At 64.2% G+C, this 26,436-nt stretch carries 20 protein-coding genes; 14 read left to right on the forward strand and 6 right to left on the reverse strand.

Annotation, left to right across the window (positions count from 1 at the left end; all coding sequences use genetic code 11):
- Positions 1 to 9 precede the first annotated feature (9 nt).
- Positions 10 to 648, reverse strand: a complete 639-nt coding sequence (locus tag ACQR1L_RS22590) for an HAD-IA family hydrolase (RefSeq protein ID WP_434860127.1) — start codon at positions 646 to 648, stop codon at positions 10 to 12.
- A 102-nt stretch (positions 649 to 750) separates the two neighbouring features.
- Here ACQR1L_RS22590 and ACQR1L_RS22595 point away from each other — a divergent pair, with 102 nt between their 5' ends.
- Entirely contained in the window at positions 751 to 1,518 is a 768-nt protein-coding gene (locus ACQR1L_RS22595; RefSeq protein ID WP_434860128.1) for a S1 family peptidase, read from the forward strand.
- 111 nt (positions 1,519 to 1,629) lie between these two features.
- Complete coding sequence (locus tag ACQR1L_RS22600) at positions 1,630 to 3,132, forward strand: flavin-containing monooxygenase (RefSeq protein ID WP_434860129.1); 1,503 nt, start codon at positions 1,630 to 1,632, stop codon at positions 3,130 to 3,132.
- Between the two features lie 167 nt (positions 3,133 to 3,299).
- Here the strand turns inward: ACQR1L_RS22600 and ACQR1L_RS22605 are convergent, their stop codons facing one another.
- Entirely contained in the window at positions 3,300 to 4,217 is a 918-nt protein-coding gene (locus ACQR1L_RS22605) for a response regulator (protein WP_434860130.1), read from the reverse strand.
- On the reverse strand, positions 4,207 to 7,581 hold the full coding sequence (locus ACQR1L_RS22610) for a hybrid sensor histidine kinase/response regulator (RefSeq protein ID WP_434860131.1): 3,375 nt from the start codon (positions 7,579 to 7,581) through the stop codon (positions 4,207 to 4,209). Before ACQR1L_RS22610 ends, ACQR1L_RS22605 begins: the two co-directional genes overlap by 11 nt.
- A gap of 182 nt (positions 7,582 to 7,763) precedes the next feature.
- Here ACQR1L_RS22610 and urtA point away from each other — a divergent pair, with 182 nt between their 5' ends.
- The 11 genes from urtA (at position 7,764) to ACQR1L_RS22665 (ending at position 21,046) form a co-directional block, all read left to right on the forward strand.
- On the forward strand, positions 7,764 to 9,026 hold the full coding sequence (urtA, locus tag ACQR1L_RS22615) for an urea ABC transporter substrate-binding protein (protein ID WP_434860132.1): 1,263 nt from the start codon (positions 7,764 to 7,766) through the stop codon (positions 9,024 to 9,026).
- Between the two features lie 255 nt (positions 9,027 to 9,281).
- A complete protein-coding gene (gene urtB, locus ACQR1L_RS22620) occupies positions 9,282 to 10,208 on the forward strand; it encodes an urea ABC transporter permease subunit UrtB (protein WP_434860133.1) in 927 nt (308 codons plus the stop codon).
- A gap of 34 nt (positions 10,209 to 10,242) precedes the next feature.
- Positions 10,243 to 11,379 (forward strand): urea ABC transporter permease subunit UrtC, encoded by a 1,137-nt coding sequence (gene urtC, locus ACQR1L_RS22625; protein WP_434860134.1) that lies wholly within the window; start codon positions 10,243 to 10,245, stop codon positions 11,377 to 11,379.
- 10 nt (positions 11,380 to 11,389) lie between these two features.
- Complete coding sequence (urtD, locus tag ACQR1L_RS22630; protein WP_006615092.1) at positions 11,390 to 12,145, forward strand: urea ABC transporter ATP-binding protein UrtD; 756 nt, start codon at positions 11,390 to 11,392, stop codon at positions 12,143 to 12,145.
- 205 nt (positions 12,146 to 12,350) lie between these two features.
- Entirely contained in the window at positions 12,351 to 12,659 is a 309-nt protein-coding gene (gene pqqD, locus ACQR1L_RS22635; RefSeq protein ID WP_008966525.1) for a pyrroloquinoline quinone biosynthesis peptide chaperone PqqD, read from the forward strand.
- Positions 12,656 to 13,849 carry a pyrroloquinoline quinone biosynthesis protein PqqE gene (gene pqqE, locus ACQR1L_RS22640; protein ID WP_434860135.1) on the forward strand — a complete coding sequence of 398 codons (1,194 nt, stop codon included), beginning with the start codon at positions 12,656 to 12,658 and terminating at the stop codon, positions 13,847 to 13,849. Before pqqD ends, pqqE begins: the two co-directional genes overlap by 4 nt.
- Complete coding sequence (gene pip, locus ACQR1L_RS22645; protein ID WP_434860136.1) at positions 13,842 to 14,831, forward strand: prolyl aminopeptidase; 990 nt, start codon at positions 13,842 to 13,844, stop codon at positions 14,829 to 14,831. Before pqqE ends, pip begins: the two co-directional genes overlap by 8 nt.
- Positions 14,832 to 14,981: 150 nt before the next feature.
- On the forward strand, positions 14,982 to 15,650 hold the full coding sequence (locus ACQR1L_RS22650; protein ID WP_434860137.1) for a hypothetical protein: 669 nt from the start codon (positions 14,982 to 14,984) through the stop codon (positions 15,648 to 15,650).
- A gap of 458 nt (positions 15,651 to 16,108) precedes the next feature.
- A complete protein-coding gene (locus ACQR1L_RS22655; protein ID WP_434860138.1) occupies positions 16,109 to 17,908 on the forward strand; it encodes an FAD-dependent oxidoreductase in 1,800 nt (599 codons plus the stop codon).
- A complete protein-coding gene (locus tag ACQR1L_RS22660) occupies positions 17,878 to 19,728 on the forward strand; it encodes a 2-oxoacid:acceptor oxidoreductase subunit alpha (protein ID WP_434860139.1) in 1,851 nt (616 codons plus the stop codon). Before ACQR1L_RS22655 ends, ACQR1L_RS22660 begins: the two co-directional genes overlap by 31 nt.
- A gap of 262 nt (positions 19,729 to 19,990) precedes the next feature.
- Entirely contained in the window at positions 19,991 to 21,046 is a 1,056-nt protein-coding gene (locus ACQR1L_RS22665) for a 2-oxoacid:ferredoxin oxidoreductase subunit beta (protein WP_434860140.1), read from the forward strand.
- Between the two features lie 280 nt (positions 21,047 to 21,326).
- Here ACQR1L_RS22665 and ACQR1L_RS22670 read toward each other — a convergent pair whose 3' ends face one another.
- Positions 21,327 to 22,598 (reverse strand): TMEM143 family protein, encoded by a 1,272-nt coding sequence (locus tag ACQR1L_RS22670; protein WP_434860141.1) that lies wholly within the window; start codon positions 22,596 to 22,598, stop codon positions 21,327 to 21,329.
- 495 nt (positions 22,599 to 23,093) lie between these two features.
- On the opposite strand from ACQR1L_RS22670, the gene ACQR1L_RS22675 reads away from it, so the two are divergent.
- Entirely contained in the window at positions 23,094 to 23,501 is a 408-nt protein-coding gene (locus tag ACQR1L_RS22675; protein ID WP_434860142.1) for a VOC family protein, read from the forward strand.
- Between the two features lie 15 nt (positions 23,502 to 23,516).
- On the opposite strand, the gene ACQR1L_RS22680 is transcribed toward ACQR1L_RS22675, so the two are convergent.
- Positions 23,517 to 25,055, reverse strand: a complete 1,539-nt coding sequence (locus ACQR1L_RS22680; RefSeq protein ID WP_434860143.1) for a SpoVR family protein — start codon at positions 25,053 to 25,055, stop codon at positions 23,517 to 23,519.
- The gene (locus tag ACQR1L_RS22685; protein WP_434860144.1) at positions 25,052 to 26,329 is read right to left on the reverse strand and encodes a YeaH/YhbH family protein; all 1,278 of its coding nucleotides are present in this window, start codon (positions 26,327 to 26,329) and stop codon (positions 25,052 to 25,054) included. The genes ACQR1L_RS22680 and ACQR1L_RS22685 overlap by 4 nt, the downstream gene beginning before the upstream one ends.
- Positions 26,330 to 26,436 lie beyond the last annotated feature (107 nt).

Raw genomic sequence — 26,436 nt, forward strand, 5'->3', positions numbered from 1 at the left:
GCACGACAGTCAGCGCAAGGAAAGCCCGGTCGCTGCTTCCAGCTCGGCAATCGCCTGCGACGCGCTGACGACCTTGATCGTCGTCATGCCCATCTCGCGCGCCGGCTTCAGGTTGACGCCGAGATCGTCGAGATAGACGCAGTCCGCCGGGTTGACGCCGAGGGCTTCGGTCATCATCTGGTAGATGCGCGGATCGGGCTTGCGCAGGCCGATCTTGGCGGATTCGATGACATGATCGAACAGCGCCATCACCTCGACGACGTAGAACGAGCGGCCGCCCTGGCTGCCGATCGCATTGGCCGGCAGGTTGTTGGTGATGCAGCCAGTCTTGCACTCCGTCTTGATCCGACGCAGCGCCTCGACCATGTCGGGGCGGAGATCGCCGGCCAGCAGCGGCAGCATCTCGCGTCCGCTCACCGCGGCGCCGCCGAGCGCCAGCGATTCCTCGGCGAACAGCCGGTCGAACGTGTCCAGGTCGATCTCGGCGCGCTCGAACTTGGCCCAGGCGTTTTCGAGGTGGTTGGCGGCATTGGTGTTGCGAATGATATCGACGGGATAGCCGCGCTCCTTCTCAAACCGCGCAAAGGCTTCGAACGGTGAGGTCGTCATCACGCCACCGAAATCAAAAATCACCGCCTCGACCATCACTGTCCTGTCCTTCGTTCGCTTCCCCAGAGAGATCGCTAACACGGAGCGCCATAATTTGCGATTCGCTTGGCGAAGGCGCCTGCAGCCGCTATTGCTGCGGCGATGAAGCTGCTCCTCACGATCTCCATCGCCGCATGGCTGGCCGCTTCGCCGGCGCTCGCGATCGTCGGCAATGCGCCCGCCTCGAACGACGGTATCGGGCGCTCCGTGGTCACGATCGTCGGCTCGCGTGGCAATTTCTGCAGCGGCGCGTTGATCGCCCCGAAGCTCGTCCTGACCGCCGGACATTGCGTGCAGCCGGGCGTCGATTACCGCATCGTGGAATACGATCGCGAGCGCAAGCCGGTGCTGAAGACGGTGCGGCGCGTCGCCGTGCATCCGAGCTTCAGCATGCAATCGATCCTTGCTCATCGCGCCACAGCCGATGTCGCGCTGCTGGAGTTGGAGGCGCCGGCGAGAGAGCGCGCACCAGCCACGCTGGGCGTGCCGCAGCCGCCGTTGGCGGCCGGCAATGCGTTCACTGTGGTGGGGATCGGCGTGGCCATTCCCGGCGACGGCAGGAGCGGCGGCGTCGTGCGCGCGGCTCCTCTGGTCGCGACCGGCAAGCCTGGCACATTGCAGATACGGCTCGTCGATCCGGCGACGCAAGGAGCCAAGCCCGGCCTCGGCGGCTGTACCGGCGATTCCGGCGGCCCTGCTTTCGAGACACAGGCGCAGGGCGAGTTGCTGATCGGTGTGATCTCGTGGTCGACCGGACCCAACCTGACGGATGGATGTGGCGGCATGACGGGCGTCACACCGCTCACGCTGTATCGCGACTGGATCGTGCAGACCGCGCGGCAATGGGGCATGCCGCTCAGCGGAAATTGACGTCGTTCGGGGCTGGGTTGCGGCTCGCCGTCGCGGGTTGACCATCGTCGTGATCAGGTTCAGCCTGTCAGACGAGGAAACAACACCAAAAGCAAAAGCCCAGGGATCCCCATGAACGTCATCGCGCCCATCCGGAAGGCTGCGTCCTCTCACGCGACCGAACATTTCGACATACTGATCGTCGGCGCCGGCATCTCCGGCATCGGCAGCGCCTATCAGTTGACCAAGCAGATGCCGGACACGCGCTTCGTGATCCTGGAAAGCCAGGACAGTTTCGGCGGCACCTGGCGGACGCATCGCTATCCCGGTATCCGCTCCGACAGTGACCTGCATACGTTCGGCTACAGCTTCAAGCCGTGGGTCGGACCGCCGATCGCGACCGCGGAAGAAATTCTCAAATACATGGGCGATGTGATCGAGGAGAACGATCTCGGCCGCCACATCCGCTATGGCCATCGCATCGTTTCGGCAAGCTGGTCGAGCGCGACCAATCTCTGGACGGTTCACGCCGTGAAGGGCCGGGATCAAGAGCCCGTCACCATCACCGCAAACTTTCTCTGGATGTGCCAGGGCTACTATCGGCATTCCAAGGGCTATACGCCCGAGTGGCCGGACATGGCGACATTCAAGGGCCGTATCGTGCATCCGCAGGTGTGGCCGGAGGATCTCGACCTCACCGGCAAGCAGGTCGTCGTCATCGGTTCGGGCGCGACCGCGGCGACGATCCTGCCGTCGATTGCCGGAAAATGCGCGCATGTCACGATGCTGCAACGTTCGCCGACCTATTTCCGCATTGGCCGTAACGCAATCGAGCTGGCCGAGGAGCTGCGCCGGCTGCAGGTGAAGGAAGAATGGATTCACGAGATCGTCAGGCGCAAGATCCTGTTCGAGCAGGACTGGTTCACCAAGCGCTGCCTGAGCGAGCCCGAGCAGGTGAAGAAGGAGTTGATCGGGCAGATCAGCGCCATCATCGGGCCGGACTATGCCGCCAAGCACTTCACGCCGAGCTATCGTCCGTGGCGTCAGCGCATCGCCTTCGTGCCCGATGCCGATCTGTTCGAGGGCATCAAGAGCGGCAAGGCGTCCGTCGTCACCGATGAGATCGAACGCTTCACGGAAGGCGGGATCAAGCTGAAGTCCGGCGATGAGCTCAAGGCCGATATCATCATCACCGCGACCGGCTTCGATCTCTGCGTGCTCGGCGACATCGCGTTCACCGTCGACGGCAAGCCGCTGGATTTCGGCGATACCGTGACCTATCGCGGCATGATGTTCACGGGCGTGCCGAACCTCGCCTGGGTGTTCGGCTATTTCCGCGCCAGCTGGACATTGCGGACGGATCTGGTCGCGGAGTTCGTCTGCCGGCTGCTCGCGCACATGAAGGCGAAGGGCGTGCAGAAGGTGACCCCGGCCTTGCGGCCGGAGGACCACAACATGCCGCTCTTGCCCTGGATCGACCCGGAGAACTTCAATCCGGGCTACATGATGCGCAACATGCATCTATTGCCGAAGCGCGGCGACAAGCCAGAATGGCAGCACAGCCAGGACTACTGGAGCGAAAAGGACCAGATCCCGGCGATCGATCTGGATGATCCGGCGTTTATGTATGGGTAAGCGCTGACTGCTTGAGCCCGGGCTCCTCCTCCACTGACGGTGTCATCCCCGCGAAAGCGGGGATCCATAGCCATAGGCAGGTGTTTAGGGCGGAATGACAATTTCCGTCCTGCTCCCCCAAGACAGATCACGGAGGATGGGCGCCAACCCGGCACGACAGCGGAGGATCAACTCTCCCGCCGTGTCACGCCGGTCGCAATGGCAGCTGCTGCCGTGCGGTTCTCGACGCCGAGCTTGGCGTAGATCTGCTCCAGATGCTTGTCGACGGTGCGCGGGCTCAGGCCCAGGATCTGCGCGATGTCGCGGTTGGTCTTGCCCTTCGACAGCCAGGACAGCACCTCGCCTTCGCGAGTGGTGAGGCCGAACTCGCTGGAAAACTGCTTGGGCAGTTCGCCTGTGGCCTCCTTTGCGAGCCGCAGCAGGAACTCGTTCGGGCCGGCGCCGCCCATGTAGTACAGGCGCAGCTCGGGATGATCGGGAATGGTGGCCGCAGCCTTGGTGCCGGCTTTGCCGTTCTGTGCCTGGTCCAGCCAGTGCCGCAGGGCGTCCGGCAGCACGAGTTCCTCGGTCGCCCCAAAACTGTCCGACAGCAGCTTCTGCGCTTGCGGGGTGGCCCACATCAGTCGGCCCTCGCGGTTGACCGCGAGCAGGAAGCGGCCGGAGACGTCCAGCGCGGCGCGCGCGCTTTGCGTCATCCGCGCGTTGGCGAGGTGCACGCGGATGCGCGCCAGCATCTCCGAGACCGCGATCGGCTTGGTGACGTAGTCGACGCCGCCAGCTTCCAGCCCCTGCACGATGTGCTCGGTGTCGGCGAGGCCGGTCATGAAGATCACGGGGACATTGGACAGTCCCGCCTCGCGCTTCAGCTTGCGGCAGGTCTCGAAACCGTCCATGCCGGGCATGACGGCGTCGAGCAGGATGATGTCAGGCGTGATCTGATCGACGATGCGCATCGCGGCCGCGCCGTCGAGCGCGACCATCACGGTCATGCCGGCGCCATCGAGGGCGTCGGTGAGCAGCCGGAGCGTCTCCGGCGAGTCGTCGACGACCAGCGCCACATCGCGCTTTTTGCTGTCAATGTTCATAGGCGTGCAAGGTCTTCAGAGTGGCCATGTACTGATCGAGGTCGAACCGGTCGATCAGCGTCCGCATCTGGGCGACGAATTCGGCATGCTCGGGGTGAGCGCTGCCGATCTCCTCGAGCTTCAACTGGATGGCCCTGATGTAGCCGATCTGCCCGAGGCTCATCAGCTCCTCGATATATTTCAGCGGCGGACGCGAGCCGCCTTCGGGTCGCCAGCGTGGTTGGACGACGGCATGCTCGGTCTGATAGCTCCATTCGACCTTGAGTAACTGGCGGATGGCCTCCAGCAGCCGGGGAATATCGATCGGCTTCATCAGATAGCTGTCATGGAACGGCTGCGCCAATGGCCGGCCGTGCGCCTCCAGCGCGCTCGCCGACGTCATCAGGATGCGCGCCTGATGGTGGCCGCTGCTGCGCAGCGTCTCGGCGACGGTCCAGCCGTCCATGCCCGGCATCGAGATGTCCAGGATGAACAGATCCGGCTGGCAGTGCTGCGCCAGCGCCAGGCACGCCGGGCCGTCCGGTGCGCTCAAGAGGATAAAGCCCAGCGGCGTCAGCACCTCACGCAGAAGGTCGCGATGCACCGGATCATCGTCGGTGACGAGGATGGTCTTGCGCGGGCCGAGATAGCCGGCGACCGGCGCCTTGACCGGCGGGTGCCGCGTCGGGTTGGTCACCTCGGACAGCAGGATCTTGACCTTGAACGTGCTGCCGATTCCGACCTTGCTTTCGACCTTGATGTCGCCGCCCATCACGCCTGCCAGCAGCCGGCTGATCGTCAGGCCGAGGCCCGTGCCGGTCTGGGGCTGCGCTGCACCGAGCGCGCCACGCTCAAACGGCGCAAAGATGCGCTCGAGATCGTCGGGCTGGATGCCCGGGCCGGTATCGATCACCTCGAATTCGGCGACGGGGCTGCGATAGTGCACGACGAACTGGACGCTGCCTTCCTGGGTGAACTTGATCGCGTTGGACAGCAGGTTGATCAGGATCTGGCGCAGCCGCTTCTCATCGGCATAGACGACGAGCGGCAACACGGCTGGGCGCTTGAACACGAAGTCGACGCCCTTTGCCGCCGCCTGCAGGCGGAACATGCCGACGAGCTGGTCGAGGAACTCGCTCAGGCGAACCTCGTCGCGTGACAGATACAGACGGCCGGCTTCGATCTTGGAGATATCGAGGATGCCGTCGATCAGCCCCGACAGGTGGTCGGCGCTGCGGCGAACCACCCGTACTTGATCCTTCGGCTTCGGCGCCAGCGTCGTATCCTGCTCGAGCAGCTGCGCATAGCCGGAGATCGCGTTCAACGGCGAGCGCAGCTCGTGGCTCAGGCCGACGACGTAGCGGCTCTTGGCGAGGTTGGCAGATTCCGCGACCTCCTTGGCTCGCTGCAACTCGGCGTCGGTGCGCTTATGGGCCTCGATCTCCTGGATCAGGAGCTGCGTCTGCCGCCGCGTTTCGGCCTCGGCGGCGCGGCGGCTCTGTTGCGCGAGAACGAAAAGCCAGGTGACGACGCCGATAATGATGGAGAGCGCGAAGAACACCTTCCACAGAACATCGGAAATGATGCCCCGATAGCCGGGCAACGCGGCGGAGGTCTCCAGATAGATCATGCCGAGTGTCAGTGCGACGAGCCCGGCCGAGGTCAGGAAGACGCCAACGTAATGTCCGAACTGAGAGTTGATCTTCGCCAGCACCGATTGCGGCAACATGCCGCTGAGCGCAGCCGACACTTGGGCCTGCGCCCGCGCATGCGGCTTGCAGAGATCGTGGCAGCGGGCGTCGAGCGAGCAACACAGCGAGCAGATCGGGCCGGCATAGGCAGGGCAGGAGGCGGTATCCTCCGGCTCGAAATGATGCTCACAGATGCAGCATTGGATCTGCTCGATGTTCTGCCAGCTGCGCTTCGGCTTGCGAGCGAGATAGTATTTGCCGTCGGTGAGATAGGCGATCGCCGGCGCCGTCACGAGCGCAACCCCGAGCGCGACGAAGGTCGACAGCGCCTTGCCGGTCGGTCCGAATAGCCCATAGAACGCGCTGATCGAGACGATGGTGGCGATGGTCATCGCGCCTACGCCCACCGGGTTGATGTCGTAGAGATGCGCGCGCTTGAACTCCATCTGCGGCGGACGCAGGCCCAGCGGCTTGTTGATCACGAGGTCGGCGACGAGCGCGCCGACCCAGGAGATTGCGATGTTGGAGTACAGCGCCAAGGTCTGCTCCAGCGCCTTGTAGACGCCGATCTCCATCAAGAGCAGCGCGACCACGACGTTGAACACCAGCCAGACCACCCGGCCAGGGTGGCTGTGCGTCAGTCGTGAGAAGAAGTTCGACCAGGCGATCGAGCCTGCATAGGCGTTGGTGACGTTGATCTTGATCTGCGACAGGATCACGAAGGTCCCGGTCAGGGCCAGCGCCAGATCCGGCCGCGCCAGCACATAGCGGAACGCCTCGAGATACATGTGCGCGGGCTCGGCCGCATGGTCGGCGGAGACTCCGTGGCTCAAGGCGAAGAAGGCGAGGAACGATCCGGCCATCAGCTTGAGCGCGCCGAGCACGATCCAGCCGGGACCCGCGGACAGCAGCGCAATCCACCAGGAGAGCTTCGATGTCCGGCGATCGCGCGGCAGGAAGCGCAGGAAGTCGACTTGTTCGCCGATCTGGGCGACCAGCGAGAACACCACGGCCGCCGCTGTCCCGAACAGGGCAAGGTCGAGATGTCCCATGGGATCGCCATGTTCGCCCGGAAACTGCTGCCAGTCGGCAAAGGAATGCGGGCTGGCATAGGCGATCGCGGCGAAGGGAAGGATATGCAGGATGACCCAGAGCGGCTGCGTCCACAATTGGAAGCGGCTGATCAGCGTGATTCCGTAGGTCACCAGCGGGATGATGACGACGGCGCTGATCAGATAGCCGATCGGGCGCGGGATGCCGAAACACATCTCCAGCGCGGAGGCGAGGATGACGGCCTCGATGGCGAAGAAGATGAAAGTGAAGGAGGCATAGATCAGCGAGGTGATGGTCGAGCCGATATAGCCGAAGCCCGCGCCTCGGGTCAGCAGGTCGATGTCGATGCCGCATTTGGCCGCATAATAGGCGATCGGCAGGCCGCAGCAGAAGATGATGACGCTGGCGACCAGGATCGCAGCGGTTGCGTTGGTGACGCCGTAGTTCAGCGTGATGGTGCCGCCGATCGCCTCCAGTGCCAGGAACGAGATCGCGCCGAGCGCGGTGTTGGCAACGCGGGCCGCGGACCAGCGCCGGGCGCTCTTGGCGGTGAAACGGAGTGCGTAGTCCTCCAACGTCTGGTTGGCGACCCACTGGTTGTATTGGCGCCTGACGCGGTCGATCCGCTGCCGCCCTGCCACTCTCAAAACTCCTCACGCAAAGCGCCTGCGCGCTTCGTCCTACCCCTCGCGAGATCTGCGGTGAGCCTACGTCGCGCTTTTGCGGTGCAGTATACGCAATCTTGCGTATCCGTGCAGTGCACGAAGCGCGCCATCCTTGGTCCGACCTAACGCGTGTCCTCGAACCAAGGAATGGGGTGCTCATGTCGGACGAAACGAAAAAAGGCCTGAAGTCGCCACTTCGGCGCCAATTGATGATGGGAATGGCCGCCATCCCGGCGCTCGCCATGCTGCCGCGCCCGTCGTTTGGCGCCGGTCCCGCAACCTCCGCTGTCAACACCACCGGACTTGCAGTCACCGATAGCGAAGTCACCGTCGGCATTCTGCATTCGGTCACCGGCACCATGGCGATCTCGGAGACCGGCTCGGTGCAGGCCGAGAAGCTCGCGATCGAGCAGATCAACGCCTCGGGCGGCGTGCTCGGCCGCAAGATCAAGTTCATCCAGGAGGATGGCGCCTCGGACTGGCCGACCTTTGCGGAGAAGGCCAAGAAGCTGCTCGTCAACGACAAGTGCGCGGCCGTCATGGGCTGCTGGACGTCGGCCTCGCGCAAGGCGGTGCTGCCGGTGTTCGAGCAGTACAACGGCATGCTGTACTACCCGACCTTCTACGAAGGCTTGGAGCAGTCGAAGAACGTCATCTACACCGGCCAGGAAGCCACGCAGCAGATCATCGCCGGCCTCGACTGGGTCAACAAGACCAAGGGCGCGAAGACCTTCTATTTGCTCGGCTCGGACTACATCTGGCCGCGCACCTCGAACAAGATCGCCCGCAAGCACATCGAGGGCCATCTGCAGGGCGCCAAGGTCGTCGGCGAAGAGTACTTCCCGCTCGGCCACACCCAGTTCAACTCGGTCATCAACAAGATCAAGCTGACCAAGCCGGACGTGATCTACGCGATCATCGTCGGCGGCTCCAACGTCGCCTTCTACAAGCAGCTCAAGGCGGCCGGCATCGACATGTCGAAGCAGACCCTGCTCACCATCTCCGTGACCGAGGACGAGATCGACGGTATCGGCGGTGAGAACATCGCGGGTGCCTATGCCTGCATGAAGTACTTCCAGTCGCTCGACAATCCCAACAACAAGGCCTTCGTCTCCGCGTTCAAGAAGATGTGGGGCGAGAAGACCGTGATCGGTGACGTCACCCAGGCCGCGTATCTCGGCCCGTGGCTGTGGAAGTTGACGGTCGAGAAGGCCGGCAGCTTCGATATCGACAAGATCGCCGCCGCCTCGCCCGGCATCGAGTTCAAGGGCGCGCCGGAGGGCTATGTCCGGATCCACGAGAACCACCATCTCTGGTCCAAGACCCGAGTCGGCCGCGCCAAGGCGGACGGTCAGTACGAGCTGATCTACGAGACCGCCGATCTGGTCGAGCCCGATCCGTTCCCGAAGGGCTACCAGTAAGGGCGGGTCTGACGCCTCATCTTGATGGGCTGATGAGGCGATCGCGCCGCTGCACAGCAAGTGCGCTCCCTCCCCCCTTGTGGGGGAGGGTTGGGGAGGGGGGGTACCCCACCCACAACTCGTCGTGTGGACCCCCCTCCCTAGCCCTCCCCCACAAGGGGGGAGGGAACGATCTCGCCCGGGGCAATGCCCCGGGCGCGAATGCGAATCGCAAGTCAGTGCGCACCGACACCACGCATCACAAGAGGACGGATCATGTTCGGCGACTACTCCATCGGCGACCTCGGGGCGATCTTCGCGATGCAGGGCTTCGCGGGCCTCATCCTGTTTTCGGTCTACGTGTTGATGGCGCTGGGGCTTGCCATCATCTTCGGCCAGATGGGCGTCATCAACATGGCCCATGGCGAGTTCATGATCCTCGGCGCCTACGTCACCTGGATGACGTCGAACGCCTTCCAGAGTTTCCTGCCGTCGCTGTTTCCAGGCTACTTCTTCGTCGCGATGGCGCTGGCCTTCGTCGCCTCCGGATCGCTCGGCATGCTGGTCGAGTGGGCGATGATCAGTCGCCTCTACAAGCGTCCCCTCGACACGCTGCTCGCCACCTGGGGCCTCAGCCTGATCCTGCAGCAGGCCTATCGCTCGGTGTTCGGGGCCCGCGAGGTCGGTGTCGAATTGCCCGAATGGATGATGGGCTCCTGGCAGGCCACCGACGCGATCCAGATCCCGATCAACGGCATGTTCGTGATGTGCCTGACGATCCTGATCACGATCGTGGTCGCCTACGTGCTGTTCCTGTCGCGCTGGGGCAAGCAGGTCCGCGCCGTGGTGCAGAACCGCGTCATGGCCGGCGCCGTCGGCATCAACACCGAGAAGGTCGACCGCTACACCTTCGGTCTCGGTTGCGGCATCGCCGGCGTCGCAGGCTCCGCCTTCACCATGATCGGCTCGACCGGTCCGACCGCCGGCCAGCTCTACATCGTCGATACCTTCCTGGTCGTCGTGTTCGGCGGCGCCGCCAGCCTGATCGGCACCATCGCCTCGGCCTTCACCATCTCCCAGGCGCAGTCGACCATGGAGTTTTTCATGTCCGGCTCGATGGCCAAAGTCCTCACGCTGCTTGCGATCGTCGCCATCCTGATGCTGCGGCCGCAGGGCCTGTTCGCCCTCAAGGTCCGCAAATGAGCCAGCTTCGTCAGTCCAACAAGAAAGCACGGCCATGATCAACTCGCGCTTTTTCAACCGCTCGGAGCTCATCGGCTTCGTCTCCCTGCTGCTGCTGCTCGTCGTCATCCTGCCGCTGGCGCTCGACATCTTCCGCCTCAATCTGGTCGCGAAGTATCTGACGTACTCCTTCGTCGCGATCGGCCTGGTGCTGTGCTGGGGCTATGGCGGCATTCTGAGCCTGGGGCAGGGCGTGTTCTTCGGCCTCGGCGGCTACTGCATGGCGATGTTCCTGAAGCTGGAGGCGTCCAGCGTCGCCAACACCAAGATCCAGTCGACGCCGGGCATTCCCGACTTCATGGACTGGAATCAGCTGACGCAGCTGCCGTTCTTCTGGAAGCCGTTCCAGAGCTTCCCGTTCGCGCTGGCGGCGATCATCCTGGTGCCGGCGATCTTCGCCTTCATTATCGGTGCCGCGATGTTCAAGCGGCGCGTCGGCGGCGTCTATTTCGCGATCATCACCCAGGCGATTGCGGCCATCCTGACCATCCTGATCGTGGGCCAGCAGGGCTACACCGGCGGCATCAACGGCATCACCGACCTGCGTACCCTGCACGGCTGGGACATCCGCACCGACCAGGCCAAGCTGATCCTGTATTTCGTCGAGGTGTTCCTGCTGTTCGTCGCCATCCTGGTGGCGCAGTTCATCCGCCTGACCAAGCTCGGCCGCATCCTGGTGGCGATGCGTGAGCAGGAGGACCGGGTGCGCTTCTCCGGCTACAGCGTCGCCAACTTCAAGATCTTCGCCTTCTGCGCTGCCGCGGTCTTCGCCGCAGTCGGGGGTGCGCTGTTCACCCTGGAGGTCGGTTTCATGTCGCCGTCCTTCGTCGGCATCGTGCCGTCGATCGAGATGGTGATCTACACCGCGGTCGGCGGTCGGCTCTCCATCTTCGGCGCGGTCTACGGCACGATCCTGGTCAATTTCGCCAAGACCAGTCTGTCGGAGACCTTCCCGCAGCTCTGGCTGTTCGGCCTCGGTGCTCTGTTCATCGCCGTCGTGCTCGCCTTCCCGAATGGTCTCGCCGGCATCTGGGGCGACTACGTGCAGCCGCGCATCGACCGGCTGCTGGCCTCGCGCACCAAGAAATCCGGCAATGGCGGCCTGGTCGCCGACGGCGCCCCCGCAGAGTGAGGACACAGCGATGCTCATCGGTCATCAGCCCAAGGAATTCCTGCTCGCGGTCGAAGCGCTCACCGTCTCCTTCGACGGCTTCAAAGCGGTCAACGACCTCTCCTTCTATGTCGAGGAGAACGAGATCCGCGTCATCATCGGCCCGAACGGCGCCGGCAAGACCACGGTGCTCGATCTGATCTGCGGCAAGACCAAAGCGACCTCCGGCTCGATCCAGTTCCGCGGCAAGGAGCTGACCAAGCTGCGCGAGAACGAGATCGTCAAGGCGGGCGTAGGCCGCAAATTCCAGACGCCGTCGGTGTTCGAGGATCTCAGCGTGTTCGAGAATCTCGAGATCTCGTTCCCGCGCGGCCGCACCGTGTTCGGCTCGCTCGCCTTCAAGCGCGACGCCGTGGTGAAGGACCGCGTCGAGGAGGTTGCCGAGATGATCTTCCTCAAGGATCGCCTCAAGACCTCGGCGGCCGAGCTCAGCCACGGCCAGAAGCAGTGGCTCGAGATCGGCATGCTGCTGATCCAGAATCCGGACCTCCTGATGCTCGACGAGCCCGTCGCCGGCATGAGCGTCAGCGAGCGCGCCAAGACCGCCGAGCTGCTCAACCGCATCATCAAGGACCGCTCGGTGCTCGTCATCGAGCACGACATGAAGTTCGTCGAGGACATCGCCCACAAGGTGACCGTGCTGCACCAGGGGCAGATCCTGTCCGAGGGCACGATGGAGCGAGTGAAGAACGATCCGAAGGTCGTCGAAGTCTATTTGGGACATTGAGCCGATGTTTGGAAACTCGCTCGATCCACGCAATTGCTGCGCCCCCCTCCCCCTTGCGGGGAGGGGTCGGGGGTGGGGGTCCACACGGGCAGTCTTTGCTGAGACCCCCACCCCCAACCCCTCCCCGCAAGGGGGAGGGGAGTTGCACCGCATGCTGCGGCGACCACTGCGCTCCTGCAAAATCAAACGGCTTAGAGACACCACCATGGCCCCGCGTCACATCCAGGTCACCGAAACCAGCCGCGTGGTGCTGCCGCGGCATACCAAGCTGAAGTATGACGAGACACGCCAGGTCTGGGTGATCCTCGCCCCGGAGCGGGTGCTGGCGCCGGATGAGATCGCTGTCGAGGTGCTGAAGCTGTGCGACGGTGCGCGCAGCGTCGCCGGGATCATCGACGAGCTCGCGGCGAAATACGCTGCGCCGCGCGATGTCATCGCCACCGATGTCGTCGCCATGCTGCAGGATCTCGCCGACAAGGGCTTTCTCACCGAGGTTCGGGAGACGACATCATGACCGAGCTCACCGAGACCACGCCGCAGATCGACGAGACTGACAGCCTCGCCGTGCTGGAGCGCCGCGGCTCCGTCGCCGAGACCTACGGCATTCCGCTGGCCGTGCTGCTCGAGCTCACGCATCGCTGTCCGCTGCAATGCCCCTATTGCTCCAACCCGCTGGAGCTCGACCGCGCCGGGCAGGAGCTGACGACGGCCGAGTGGAAGAAGGTGCTGTCCGAGCTCGCCGAGATCGGCGTGCTGCAGGTGCATTTCTCCGGCGGCGAGCCGACCGCGCGCAAGGACATCGTCGAGCTGGTGCAGCACGCCAATGATGTCGGGCTCTACACCAACCTCATTACCTCGGCCGTGCTGCTGACGCGCGACCGGCTGAAGGAGCTGGCCGATGCCGGGCTCTGCCACGTGCAGATCAGCTTCCAGGGCAACGAGCCCGTCGTCGCCGACCGCGTCGGCGGCTACAAGGGCGGCCATGCCAAGAAGCTGGACGTCGCGCGCTGGACGCGCGAGCTCGATCTGCCGCTGACGGTCAACGCCGTGATGCACCGGCAAAACCTGCACCAGCTCCCTGACATCATCCAGATGGCGGTCGATCTCGACGCCGACCGGCTCGAGGTCGCCAACGTGCAATATTACGGCTGGGCGCTGAAGAACCGCGCCAGCCTGATGCCGACCTACGAGCAGCTTGAACAGACCGACCGCCTGGTTGAGGAGGCGCGCGAGCGGCTGAAGGGCACGCTGACGATCGACTATGTCGTGCCGGACTATTACGCGCTGCGGCCGAAGAAGTGCATGGGCGGCTGGGGCCGGCAGTTCTTCAACATCTCGCCGTCGGGCAAGGTGCTGCCGTGCCATGCCGCCGAGAGCATCACCGGGCTGGACTTCATGTCGGTGCGCTCGAACAACTCCATTGCCTGGATCTGGCAGAACTCCGAGGCCTTCAACCGCTATCGCGGCACGGGCTGGATGAAGGAGCCGTGCAAATCCTGCGAGTTCCGTGAGATCGATTTCGGCGGCTGCCGCTGCCAGGCGTTCGCGCTGACCGGCGACGCCGCCAATACCGATCCCGCCTGCACCCTGTCGCCGCTGCACGAGAGCATCTTCAAGCAGGCCGAGCGCGATGCGGCCTCGGGCCAGGACCGCTTCCTGTATCGCAATTTTGCCGGCGGCACGCCCGAGAGTCACGATGCCTGACGCCGAAGCCGGCCGCGCCGCCGCGCGCCGCAACGATCCATTCGCGCCGCTGACCTCGGAATGGCTCGACGTCTCCGGCGGCCACCAGATCTATGTCGAGAGCAGCGGCCGCGCCGGCGGCATTCCCGCCGTCTATCTTCACGGCGGCCCCGGCTCGGGCTGCCAGCCGGATCACCGCCGCCTGTTCGACCCCGAACGCTTTCATGCGGTGCTGTTCGACCAGCGCGGCGCCGGCCGCTCGCGTCCCACGCGCAGCCGCGACAACAACACCCTGCCCGACCTGATCGCCGACATGGAGGCGATCCGCGCGAAGTTCGGCTTCGAGCGCTGGATGGTGGTCGGCGGCTCCTGGGGTGCGACATTGGCGCTGGCGTATGCGCAGGCGCATCCGGAGCGCGTGACCGGCCTGGTGCTGCGCGCGACCTTTCTCGGCACCCGCGCCGAAGTGGAGATGGCGTTCGGCGAGACGCTGGCGCGGTTTCATCCCAAGCTGCATCGCGACTTCCTGGAGATGCTGCCGGAGACCGAGCGCGCCAATCCGTGCGACGCCTATTTCCGCCGCATCCTCGATCCCGATCCAGCGATCCACGGCCCGGCCGCGCGCGCCTGGCACGACGTTGAGCGGGCGCTGTCGGAAGTGAAGCCCGCACGCACCCACCTCGACCGCCTCGCGATCCGTTCGGGCAACGCCTTGCCGGCGACGCCGTTCATGGAGGCGCATTACTTCTCGCACGACAGCTTCATGGCGCCGGACCAGTTGCTGCGCGATGCTGCGAAGCTTGCCGGCATTCCCGGCATCATCGTGCAGGGCCGCTACGACCTGCTTTGCCCGCCATCGACGTCCGCGCGGCTGGCTGAAGTGTGGCGCGAGGCTGAAATCCGTGTCGTCGAAGCCGCAGGTCACAATCTTTATGACCCCGGCATCCGCGATGCGGTCATGAAAGCCATCTGCGATATGGCGACGCGCGCTAGCGCGCCTTAAACACATCACTCATTCCCCTCATGCTGAGGAGGCGCACCAGCGCCGTCTCGAAGCATGGGGCCCGTGACACCTCGGGCCTCATCCTTCGAGACGGCCGCTTTTGGCGGCCTCCTCAGGATGAGGATCAGCACACGCACCAGGAGGTTCGAAATGCCCATCGCCGGGACAGGCATGCTTTTGACATCGATGAACATCGATGCCGCTGACGAGGCCGATTTCAACCGCTGGTACGACAGCGAGCATCTGGAGGAGCGCGTCGCGATCCCCGGCTTCATCGAGGCGCGGCGCTATGTCGCCGAACAGGGCAGCCCGAAATATCTGTGCCTGTATTCGACGGAGAGCATCGACGTGCTCGACAGCGCGCCCTATCGCGCGCGGCTGGAGGCGCCGACGGAGTGGTCGAAGACGGTGATGGAGCGGTTCAAGAACATGATCCGCAGCGTCGCGCGCATCACGATCTCGAAAGGCGCCGGCCGCGGCGCGGTGCTCGGCATCATCCGGCTGCGGCCGAAGCCAGGACAGGACGGCGCACTACGCGATGCGCTGCAGATCGAGCTCGATCCGCGCGAGCTCAGAGGCGTGATCTCGATGCATCTGCTCGAAGGCGATGCGGATCTCTCCGGCCCGGCGGCTGGCGTCCCAGCAACCTCACGCGATGCCGACTGGTTCATCCTGATCGACGGCACCGACAGCCACGCGATCGCGACGCTGATGACGACGCGTTTTGCGGCTGTCGATGGACCTTTGGCGACGCAGATTTCAGCCGGCATCTATCGTTTGATGTGGGATCTGAGCCGCGCGGACATCGCGACCAACTAAGTTTGAGCCCCTCTCTATCCACACGTCATGGCCGGGCTTGTCCCGGCCATCCACGTCGTCCGGCATCCTGAGTGTGCGTGGATGCCCGGGTCAAGCCCGGGCATGACGACCGAGTATGTGGCAACGCGCGTGCCTCCTCATCCACCTCTATACCAACGCAACCCGTTCGGTCTCGAAGTCGGCTTCGAATATCGCATCGCAACACATGGCCACATCGCGCCTGCAATGCGGCGATGCACCACTGTGCATGACCAGCAGCCCTGCAAATTTGCCTTTGTGCGCGCCTTGGAATGGCTCTAGTCTGATACGACTATTCAATTGAGCCATTCAAAAAACAGAAGGGCGACGACCAGGGCCTGCTGACGGACCTCAACCGATCCTCTGCTGATCCTGATCATCAGTCGTCCTCACGTCAGGAAGGCCGCGCGCTCGTGGTTCGCCGCGCGGACAGGGTAGGAATGAGAGCGACTGATATCTCGGCGCCCGACTACTTCCACAAAGTGGTCGATTGCCAATGGGCTTGTCCCGCACACACGCCGGTCCCCGAATATATTCGCCTGATCGCCGAGGGTCGCTACAGCGACGCCTACATGATCAATTGGAAGTCGAACGTCTTCCCCGGCATCCTCGGACGCACCTGCGATCGCCCCTGCGAGCCTGCCTGCCGGCGCGGCCGCGTTGAGGAGAGCCCGGTCGCGATCTGCCGGCTGAAACGCGTCGCGGCCGACTTCAAGGACGACGTGCAACAGCGCATGCCGCGTCCCGTGCCGAAGAACGGCCGGCGCATCGCACTGGTCGGCGGCGGCCCTGCCTCGCTGACAGTCGCACGCGATCTCGCGCCGCTCGGATATCACTGCACCGTGTTCGACGCCGATCCCAAGCCCGGCGGCATGATGCGCTCGCAGATTCCAAAGTTCCGGCTGCCCGACAGCGTGATCGACGAGGAGACCGGCTATGTGCTCAGCCTCGGCGTCGACTACAAGGCCGGCCATCGCATCGACAGCCTGAAGACGCTGCTCGCCGACAATTACGACGCCATCTTCATCGGCTCCGGTGCACCGCGCGGCCGCGAGCTGAACATTCCCGGCCGCAAGGAAGCCGCAGGGAACATCCATCTCGGCATCGACTGGCTGTCCAGCGTGTCGTTCGGCCACACCGACAAGATCGGCAGGCGCGTGATCGTTCTCGGCGGCGGCAACACCGCGATGGATTGCTGCCGCACCGCGCGCCGCCTCGGCGGCGAGGACGTCAAGGTCATCGTGCGCTCCGGCTTCGAGGAGATGAAGGCCTCGCCCTGGGAAAAGGAAGACGCGCTGCACGAGGACATTCCGATCCTCAACTATCTCGTGCCGGTCGCCTTCAATCACGACAATGGCAAGCTCACCGGCGTCACCTTCCAGAAGGTGAAGGCCGAGTATGACGACAAGGGCCGGCGCTCGCTGGTGCCCTCGGGCGAGCCTGACGTGACGTATGAATGCGACGACGTTCTCGTCGCCGTCGGCCAGGAGAACGCCTTTCCCTGGATCGAGTCCGACTGCGGCATCACCTTCGACAAATGGCATATGCCGGTGGTCGATCCCAAGACCTTCGTCTCGACCAACCCGAAAGTTTTCTTCGGCGGCGACGCCGCGTTCGGCCCGAAGAACATCATCTGGGCGGTAGCACAAGGCCACGAGGCGGCGCTGTCGATCCATCGCCTGCTCTCGGGAGAGGATATCACCGAGCGGCCGCTGCCGGAGGTGCATGTCTCGTCGCAGAAGATGGGCATCCACGAATGGAGCTATGACAACGACATCTCGCCGGAGAAGCGCTTCAAGGTGCCGCACCGCGACAAGGTGGTGGCGCTGAAGGATATCCGCGCCGAGGTCGAGCTCGGCTACGATGTGAAGCTCGCGCTCGGCGAGGCGCATCGCTGCCTGAACTGCGACGTACAGACGGTGTTCTCCAACACGCTGTGCATCGAGTGCGACGCCTGCGCCGACATCTGCCCGATGGACTGCATCACCTTCACCGAGAATGGCGAGGAGGCTGATCTGCGCGCGCGCTTGCGGGCGCCGTCGCTGCATCCCGACCAGGACCTCTACGTGTCGTCGGACCTGAAGACCGGGCGCGTGATGGTGAAGGACGAGGACGTCTGCCTCCATTGCGGCCTGTGCGCCGAGCGCTGCCCCACCGGTGCGTGGGACATGCAGAAATATTTCATCGAGACGACTCACGCAGGTACCGCATGTCCCAGCAAGCGCCGCTCAGCAGCGTAAACGACTTCGTCGTCCGCTTCGCCAACGTCAACGGCTCCGGCTCGGCCAGCGCCAACGAATTGTTCGCGCGCGCGGTGCTCCGGCATGGCGTGCCGGTGTCCCCGCGCAACATCTTCCCGTCGAACATCCAGGGCCTGCCGACCTGGTACGAGGTGCGCGTCACGGAGGCCGGCCATCTCGGCGCGCGCGGCGGCGGCACCGATTTGATGGTGGCAATGAACCCGCAGACCTGGGACAAGGACGTCGCCGGCATCGTGCCGGGCGGCTATCTGTTCTACGATTCGACCAAGCCGATGCCGTCGACCAAGTTTCGCGACGACGTCACCGTGATCGGCGTGCCGCTGACCGCGATCACCAACTCGACCTACAGCGATCCGCGGCAGCGTCAGCTGTTCAAGAACATCATCTATCTCGGTGCGCTCTCGGCGCTGCTCGAGATGGACCCGAAGCTGATCGAGCAGCTGATCGGCGAGCAGTACAAGGGCAAGGAGAAGCTGCTGTCGTCCAACGTCCATGCGCTGCATCTCGGCCGCGACTGGGCGCTGCAGAATTTGAAATGCCCGATCGGCCTGCGCATCCGCAAGGCCGACAAGGTCGGCGACCGCATCTTCCTTGAAGGCAACAACGCCGCCGCGCTCGGCGCGGTCTATGGCGGCGCCACGGTGTGCGCGTGGTATCCGATCACGCCGTCATCGTCGCTGGCGGAGGCCTTCACCAATCACTGCAAGAAGCTGCGGCACGATCCGGAAACGGGACAGGCCAAATACGCCATCGTGCAGGCCGAGGACGAGCTCGCCTCGATCGGCATGGTGATCGGCGCGTCATGGAACGGCGCCCGCGCCTTCACCACGACGTCCGGCCCCGGCGTTTCGCTGATGACCGAGTTCATCGGCCTCTCCTATTTTGCCGAGATCCCGGCCGTCATCATGAACGTGCAGCGCGCCGGCCCCTCCACCGGCATGCCGACCCGCACGCAGCAATGCGACCTGATCGCCTGCGGCTATGCTTCGCACGGTGACACCAAGCACGTCATGCTGTTCCCCGAGGATCCTGCGGAGGCGTTCGAGTTTGCCGCCGCGTCCTTCGATCTCGCCGAGCGGCTGCAGACCACCGTGTTCCTGATGCTCGATCTCGACATCGGCATGAACCAGCGGCTGTGCCGGCCGCTGAAATGGGACGACGCCAAGCAGTATGACCGCGGCAAGGTGATGACGGCGGAGATGCTGGACGATGGCCGCGACTTCGGCCGATATCTCGACGTCGACGGCGACGGCATTCCGTTCCGCACCTATCCGGGCACGCATCCGACCGAGGGCTCCTACTTCACCCGCGGCACCTCGCGCGACCGCTACGCGCGCTACTCGGAAGAAGGCGCCGTCTATGCCGACAACGTGCAGCGCCTGCTGCGCAAGTTCCAGACCGCGCAGGACATGGTGCCGCGTCCCTTGCAGGCCAATGCGGCCAAGCCGACGAAGTACGGCGTCATCTATTTCGGCTCGACCGCGCCGGCGATGGACGAGGCGATCGGCCTGCTGGAGGCGCGCGGCCATCAGCTCGACCGCCTGCGCATCCGCGCCTTCCCGTTTCATTCCAGCGTGGCGAGCTTCATTGCCGAGCACGACTTCGTCTATGTCGTCGAGCAGAACCGCGACGCCCAGCTGCGCCAGCTGATCGTCACCGAGAACGGCATCGACCCGGTCCGGCTGGTGCCGATCCTGCATTATGACGGCACCCCGATCACGGCGCGCTTCATCGCGGACGCGATCGGCACGCATCAGGACCAGATGCGGGTGACCCCGCTGCGCAAGGCGGTGTCGTGATGGTGCTGGATCAGGTTCGGACACGGCTTCCTTCACCTCTCCCCGCTTGCGGGGAGAGGTCGGATTGCATCGAAGATGCAATCCGGGTGAGGGGGACTGTCCACGAGCTCGGTGCGCGGAAAGCCCCCCTCACCCCAACCCTCTCCCCGCAAGCGGGGCGAGGGAGCCCACTTCCCGCGGCGCAGCAGCTCGCCATCCATCTTCGCAAGACTTCTGCATCCCTGCCTTCTCGTGCGGCAGAGCAAAGCAGCGAGAGCCTCCCATGACCTACATCGCCAAGCCGAAATTCCAGCATCCCGGCATCAAGAAGAACGATCTCGGCTACAGCCATCGCGACTACGAGGGCAAGATCTCGACCCTGTGCGCCGGCTGCGGCCACGATTCGATCACGGCGTCCATCATCGAGGCCTGCTTCGAGCTGTCGATCGAGCCGCATCGGGTGGCCAAGATTTCGGGCATCGGCTGCTCGTCGAAGACGCCGGACTATTTCCTCGGCAATTCGCACGGCTTCAACACCGTGCACGGCCGCATGCCCTCGGTGCTGACCGGCGCCAACCTCGCCAACCGCGAGCTGATCTATCTCGGCGTCTCCGGCGACGGCGATTCCGCCTCGATCGGCTTCGGCCAGTTCGCGCATGCGATCCGGCGCGGCGTCAACATGACCTATATCGTCGAGAACAACGGCGTCTACGGCCTGACCAAGGGCCAGTTCTCGGCCACCGCCGACCGCGGCTCGAAGTCGAAGAAGGGCGTCACCAACACCGACAACCCGATCGACCTCGTCGGCATCGCGCTGCAACTGGGCGCGACCTACGTCGCACGCTCGTTCTCGGGCGACAAGAAGCAGCTGGTGCCGATCATAGAGGGTGCGATCCGGCACAAGGGCGCCGCATTCATCGACGTCATCAGTCCGTGCATCGCCTTCAACAATCACGCCGGCTCGACCAAGAGTTTCGACTATGTCCGCGAGCACAATGACGCGGTCAACCGGCTGGACGTGCTGACCGGGCGCGATCCGATCGAGATCGACCAGGACCCCGGCACGGTGCAGATCGTCGAGCAGCACGACGGCTCGCGGCTGGCGCTGCGCAAGCTCGACGCCGACTACGATCCGCACGACAGGCTCGGCGCGATGACTTTTTTGCAGAAGCACGCCGCGCAAGGACAGATCGTGACCGGGCTGCTGTATGTCGATCCCGAGGCGGATGACCTGCACAGCCATCTCAACACGGTGGAGCGGCCGTTGAACCGGCTGGAGGCGGTGGATCTCTGCCCGGGTCAGAGCGTGCTCGACAAGATCAACGCGAGCCTGCGTTAGCAGAGGAAAGCCCTGCTCGGACTCATCACGCTTGGCTGCTCACCCCGCGTGAACACAATCCTCGGGGGGCAAGTGCAGCGCCATCCTCGGTGCGCCCCCTCACGGTGAGGAGCGTCGCCCTCGCGACGCGCCTCGAACCGCGAGGCCCGAGCTGTGGCCTCGCCCTTCGAGACGCCCGCCTGCGGCGGGCTCCTCAGGGTGAGGGTGGAGAGCATTTGCTGGGGCAAGAGAAGCAAGTCGCCGAAGTTCTTCACCAGCAGGCTGCGCATGGTGAGCTCGACTACGCCCGCAGCGCATTCGCCCAGACGCGGTCGAGCTGCGCAATCGCCTCCGGCAGCGGCAGCGCCGACAAGGCGCCATCATCACCGCTGACGAGCCCGAGCTCGCGCAGCCTGATCAGCGCCTCATCGATGTTGAACGCGCGGCCCAGTCCGAACATCTGCTGCAGCAGCTCCTCGACATGGCTGCCCAAAGACTCCCGGCTCAGCGGCACCGAGGCCAGCAGCAGGCCGCCATAGGCCAGCACAGCCTCCTTCCAGTCCTGGTCCTCGGCCTCGCCGATCAGGTAATTGAAGATGCCGGAGTTGTTGTTGACGTTGCGGAAGTAGATGTTATCGGTGACCTGCTTCTGGTGGATCAGCGACTGGCGGTGGAAATTGCCCCATTGCCTGAGGATGAAGGCGCCGAGTGCAAACAGGCCGGACAGTGCGGCCAGCGCCTGCTCGGTGTCGTTGTCGTGCACGGTGCCGCTGAGGCCGAGATAGAAGCCGGCGACGATGAACAGCACCGTGAGCGTCGAAGCGAGCTTGAGCAGGATCGGCACGCCGCCAACCAGCGCCGGCACCCCGAGCGTCAGCTGCTCGCGCAGGCCCATCACGACGCGGACATTCGGCAGCAGCGCTTCGAGATCGAAGCGCGCGATGTGGCGGAAATATTTGAACAGCACCGCGCCGCCGCGGATCTTGTTGCGGCCGCGCCAGGCCGCCGTCTTGCGCTTTGTCCTGGTGGGCTCGTCGGGCCTGGTCGCGACCATCAGGATGATGTCGTCATAGACCTCGATGTCCTGCTTGCGGCGGCGCAGGCCGTAGAGCATGGGGACCTCGATGGTCTCCTGATGCGTGCCGCGCCGGAACATCCGTACCGCGCGAAAATCGGAGATCGGCGCCTTCAGCTTGACCCGAACCAGCGCATGCTCGGCGAAGGCGCGCTCGATCTCGTCATGGGTGATCTCGATGAAATTGGCTTCGCCGAGCACACGGACGAACTCATTGGTCAGATTATTGTAAGCGGCGTCGAGTTCGGCCGGGGCGCGATGGCGCCCGCCCGGGACTTCAGGATCGAAATCGAAATAGGCGTCGCGGAGGCGGTCGAGCTCGTCGAAATATTCATGGTGCAGGATGGCGCCGAGCATCTGGGCCAGCCGGCGCAGCTCGGCCGACTGGGCCTCGTCGAGGCCGCCATGCGAGATCACGGCGTCGAGGACATCGGACTTCCGAATCGGAATGAACCGGTCCCGCCGGATCGTCGCCAGCGTCTCCTTTGCCTCAACCACGCGCCTTACGCCCACTTCGATTGACGTTCCCACCGGCTGGCCTCAAGCCCGCCGCGCGCACCATAGCGGGCCGATCCGGCTTGCGCTACTTGCCGCGGAAGACGCCGCACTCGGTCTCAACACGCCACGAAACGATTTCTGAGTTGATTCCTCTGCGGTATGACGCGGGATATTGCCGCAGCGGCGGTCGGCTCCCCTCCCCCTTGCGGGGAGGGGTCGGGGGTGGGGGTCCAAGAACTCCGCTGGATATGAGGCGAGCGAGGTGAGAAGCTCACCGGGATAAGCGTAGAGGCGGCAAGGCCGCTCGACAAAATCCGATGGTGGCGGAGGACGCGTGAACGTGCCCCAAGCGAGTTGGATGCGCGGGGACCCCCACCCCCGACCCCTCCCCGCAAGGGGGAGGGGAGCGCACCTCTTGCGCGGCGAGAGCGCGGGCTTGCGTCACTCGCTGCGGAATTGAAAGCCGAGTTCGACCGACAGACGAAGAGCAGGACCATGACCAATCGAGCCACAACTTCCGCATTCCGGGCCATTCGCGCTGTCGACTACACAATCATCCTGGCGCGCAACTGGCAGGCCATGCGCGGCTTCTATGAGGAGGTGCTCGGCTTTTCATTGTTAAGGGAACTGTCACAAGGCTGGATCGAATACCAGATCGGCCCGAATACGCTGGCACTTGCTCAGCCGAAGCGGCTGGCATCGGACCAGTCGACGCCGCGAGGAAGCGCCTCGCTCCAGCTGGCGTTCAAAGTGTCGCGAGACGACGTCGACCGCTGTGCAGCTGAGCTGACAGAGAAGGGCATCGCTCTCGTGGAGCCGCCAACGGACCAGCCCTTCGGCCACCGCACCCTATTCTTCCGGGATCCCGACGGCAATCTGCTCGAAGTCTACGCGGACATCTAACGCCTGGCGGCCGCGCTACGCGGCCGCCGGTTGTATCCGGGGATTGAGCACGTACTCCTTCAGGACCTTGTCGCTCGCCGCATCGACCTCGGTCAGCTGAACGTCGTAGCTCCAGAGGTCGGCGAGGTGCTGGAGCACGCGCTTGGTGTCGGTCTCGTTGAGCTGGGCGCCCTTCACGACCGTATGCCGCAGCATCAGGCGGCGGTCGCCGGCGAGGTCGACGTCGACCACCTCGATGTTCGGGTCGATATAGCCGACGTCGTACTGCTTCGACAGCTCGCGGCGGATACGGCGGTAGCCGCGCTCGTCGTGGATGGCGTCGACCAAAATGCCGGCGCGCTCCGCCGGATCGTCATGCAGATGGAACAACCGAAGCTGCCGGATCAGAGCCGGGCTCAAAAACTGGCTGATGAAGCTCTCGTCGCGGTAATTCGCCCAGACGTCACGCAGCACCGCCATCTCGTCGCCGGTGCCGGCAATGTCCGGGAACCACTCGCGGTCCTCCTCGGTCGGATCCTTTACGATGCGCTCGATGTCCTGCATGATCGCAAAGCCGAGCGCGTAGGGATTGAAGCCGGAGAAGCGCGGATCGTCGAACTCCGGCTGGAACACCACATTGGTGTGCGACTGCAGGAATTCGAGGAAATTGCCGTCGGTGAGCCGGCCGTCCTCGTGCAACCGCTTCATGATGCGATAGTGCACGTAGGTCGCCGTGCCCTCGTTCATGACCTTCGTCTGGCCCTGCGGATAGAAATATTGCGCGATGTGGCGGACGATGCGCAGCAATTCGCGCTGCCAGGGCGCCAGCCGCGGCGCACTCTTCTCCAGGAAGTAAAGCAGGTTCTCCTGCGGCAGGCCGAGCAGCGCCTTGCGACGTTCGACATTGAGCACCGCGCTGGTCTTGGCGGGGCCCGTCGGCACCGTGCGCCAGAGATCGTTGAACTGCTCCTCTTCATAAAGCCGGCGCTTGCCGGCGCGCTTCTCCTCCTCGCGGAAGTCGAGCTTCTTCTTGCCGGGATAGCGGTCGACGCCATGCGACATCAGCGCATGCGCGGCATCGAGCGTGTGCTCGACCGCCATGCGGCCGAACCGCTCCTCGCATTGCGCGATATAGCCGCGGGCGAAATCGAGATAGTCCAGGATGCCGTCGGCATCGGTCCACTGCTTGAACAGGTAGTTGTTCTTGAAGAAATGGTTGTGGCCAAACGCGGCATGGGCGATGACCAGCGTCTGCATCGTCGCCGTGTTCTCCTCCATCAGATAGGAGATGCAGGGCGAGGAGTTGATCACGATCTCATAGGCGAGGCCCATCAGGCCCTTGCGATACGAGGCCTCGTGATAGGCGAAGTGCTTGCCGAACGACCAGTGCTTGTAGAACAGCGGCATGCCGACCGAGGAATAGGCGTCGAGCATCTGCTCGGCGGTGATGACCTCGATCTGGTTCGGATAGGTGTCGAGCCCGAGCTCCTTCTGCGCCACGGCCTCGCAGGCATCGTGAATGCGCTGCAGGGTGAGGAAATTCCAGTCGGCGCCTTCGAACAGCAATCCGCTCATGATGCCGCCCTTTCCTGCGTGGTACCACGACGTTGAAACAAATCGTGGAAGACGGGGAAGATCTCACTGCGATCGCGTACCTTGCGCATCGACAGCGGCTGGCCGTTGGCGCGCAGACGCTCATACAGCGACCACAGCGCCGAGTCCGGCATCTCGAACGAATAGGTGCCGGATTCGCCGACCTCGAGATAGGCGAAGAACTGCGACACCGGCAGGATGTTGTCGACCAAGAGCCGTGACACATTCTCCGAATCCGAGGTGGCGTTGTCGCCGTCGGAAGCCTGCGCCGCGTAGATGTTCCAGTCGGAGGGACGGAAGCGCGAGCGGACGATGTCGTGCATGCATTGCAGGGCGCTGGAGACCAGCGTGCCACCGGAGGCCGGGCCATAGAAGAAGGTCTGCTCGTCGACCTCCTCGGCGCGGTCGGTGTGGCGGATGAACACGATCTCGACATGGCGGTAGCGCCGCGTCAGGAACACGTAGAGCAGCATGTAGAAGCGTTTGGCCAAGTCCTTCATGTGCTCGGACATCGAGCCGGAGACATCCATCAGGCAGAACATCACGGCCTGCGCGATCGGCTTCGGCACCGCCTCGAAGCGGCGGTAGCGGATGTCAATGGGATCGATGAACGGGATGCGCTTGGCCTTGGCCTTCAAGGCTTCGAGCTCGGCCACCAGCGCGACCTTCTTGTCCTCGTCGGTCTCCTCGGCAATCCTGGCTTCGAGTTCGGCAATCGCCTCCGGCCGCGGCCGGCGCAGCGCAACGCGGCGCGCCATCGCGCGGGTGACGGTCCGGCTGATCGAAATGTTGGCCGGTGAACCGGACGTCGAATAGCCGGCGCGCACCAGCCCTTCGCTCTCGGCTTCGGCAAACTTGCGTTTGGCGAGGTCGGGCAGTTCGAGGTCGTCGAGGAAGAGATTGACGAACTCCTCCTTGCTCAGCACGAAGCGGAAGGCGTCCTCGCTGTCGCCCTGCCCGGGGCCGGACTTGCGGCCGCTGCCGTCGCCGGAGCGCGGCAGGATGTCGCCCTCGATGAATTTCTTGTTGCCCGGCAGCACCATGTCGCGGGTGCCGCCCTCGCGGCGGAAGCGCGGCTCGTCCATGCCGTCGAGCGGGATCGAGACCTCGCCGCCCTCCAGCACGTCCTTGATGTCGCGGTCCTGCGAGGTCTTCTTGACCGCTCCTTGAACGAGAGCCTTGGCGCGTCGCAAAAATCGCTGACGATTTTCGAGACTTTTGCCGCCCGGATTCAGGCGCCGATCAATGATGTGCATGACCACGTTCCATACGCCTCCTGCTGCAGCGGCTTCTGCTCCTGCTCTCCCCCGCCGCGATGCGGCGTTGCAGCATCTATCCGGCACCGCACCCGCATCATTCCTGT

The organism is Bradyrhizobium sp. HKCCYLR20261 (genome assembly GCF_051168435.1).
Taxonomy (GTDB): domain Bacteria; phylum Pseudomonadota; class Alphaproteobacteria; order Rhizobiales; family Xanthobacteraceae; genus Bradyrhizobium.

Bases quoted from the DNA above. Each gene is read 5' to 3' on its own strand.
- ACQR1L_RS22595 (WP_434860128.1), top strand. From the start codon at position 751: ATGAAGCTGCTCCTCACGATCTCCATCGCCGCATGGCTGGCCGCTTCG.
- ACQR1L_RS22600 (WP_434860129.1), top strand. From the start codon at position 1,630: ATGAACGTCATCGCGCCCATCCGGAAGGCTGCGTCCTCTCACGCGACC.
- ACQR1L_RS22605 (WP_434860130.1), bottom strand. From the start codon at position 4,217: ATGAACATTGACAGCAAAAAGCGCGATGTGGCGCTGGTCGTCGACGAC.
- urtA (WP_434860132.1), top strand. From the start codon at position 7,764: ATGTCGGACGAAACGAAAAAAGGCCTGAAGTCGCCACTTCGGCGCCAA.
- urtB (WP_434860133.1), top strand. From the start codon at position 9,282: ATGTTCGGCGACTACTCCATCGGCGACCTCGGGGCGATCTTCGCGATG.
- urtC (WP_434860134.1), top strand. From the start codon at position 10,243: ATGATCAACTCGCGCTTTTTCAACCGCTCGGAGCTCATCGGCTTCGTC.
- urtD (WP_006615092.1), top strand. From the start codon at position 11,390: ATGCTCATCGGTCATCAGCCCAAGGAATTCCTGCTCGCGGTCGAAGCG.
- pqqD (WP_008966525.1), top strand. From the start codon at position 12,351: ATGGCCCCGCGTCACATCCAGGTCACCGAAACCAGCCGCGTGGTGCTG.
- pqqE (WP_434860135.1), top strand. From the start codon at position 12,656: ATGACCGAGCTCACCGAGACCACGCCGCAGATCGACGAGACTGACAGC.
- pip (WP_434860136.1), top strand. From the start codon at position 13,842: ATGCCTGACGCCGAAGCCGGCCGCGCCGCCGCGCGCCGCAACGATCCA.
- ACQR1L_RS22650 (WP_434860137.1), top strand. From the start codon at position 14,982: ATGCCCATCGCCGGGACAGGCATGCTTTTGACATCGATGAACATCGAT.
- ACQR1L_RS22655 (WP_434860138.1), top strand. From the start codon at position 16,109: ATGAGAGCGACTGATATCTCGGCGCCCGACTACTTCCACAAAGTGGTC.
- ACQR1L_RS22660 (WP_434860139.1), top strand. From the start codon at position 17,878: ATGTCCCAGCAAGCGCCGCTCAGCAGCGTAAACGACTTCGTCGTCCGC.
- ACQR1L_RS22665 (WP_434860140.1), top strand. From the start codon at position 19,991: ATGACCTACATCGCCAAGCCGAAATTCCAGCATCCCGGCATCAAGAAG.
- ACQR1L_RS22675 (WP_434860142.1), top strand. From the start codon at position 23,094: ATGACCAATCGAGCCACAACTTCCGCATTCCGGGCCATTCGCGCTGTC.
- ACQR1L_RS22680 (WP_434860143.1), bottom strand. From the start codon at position 25,055: ATGAGCGGATTGCTGTTCGAAGGCGCCGACTGGAATTTCCTCACCCTG.
- ACQR1L_RS22685 (WP_434860144.1), bottom strand. From the start codon at position 26,329: ATGCACATCATTGATCGGCGCCTGAATCCGGGCGGCAAAAGTCTCGAA.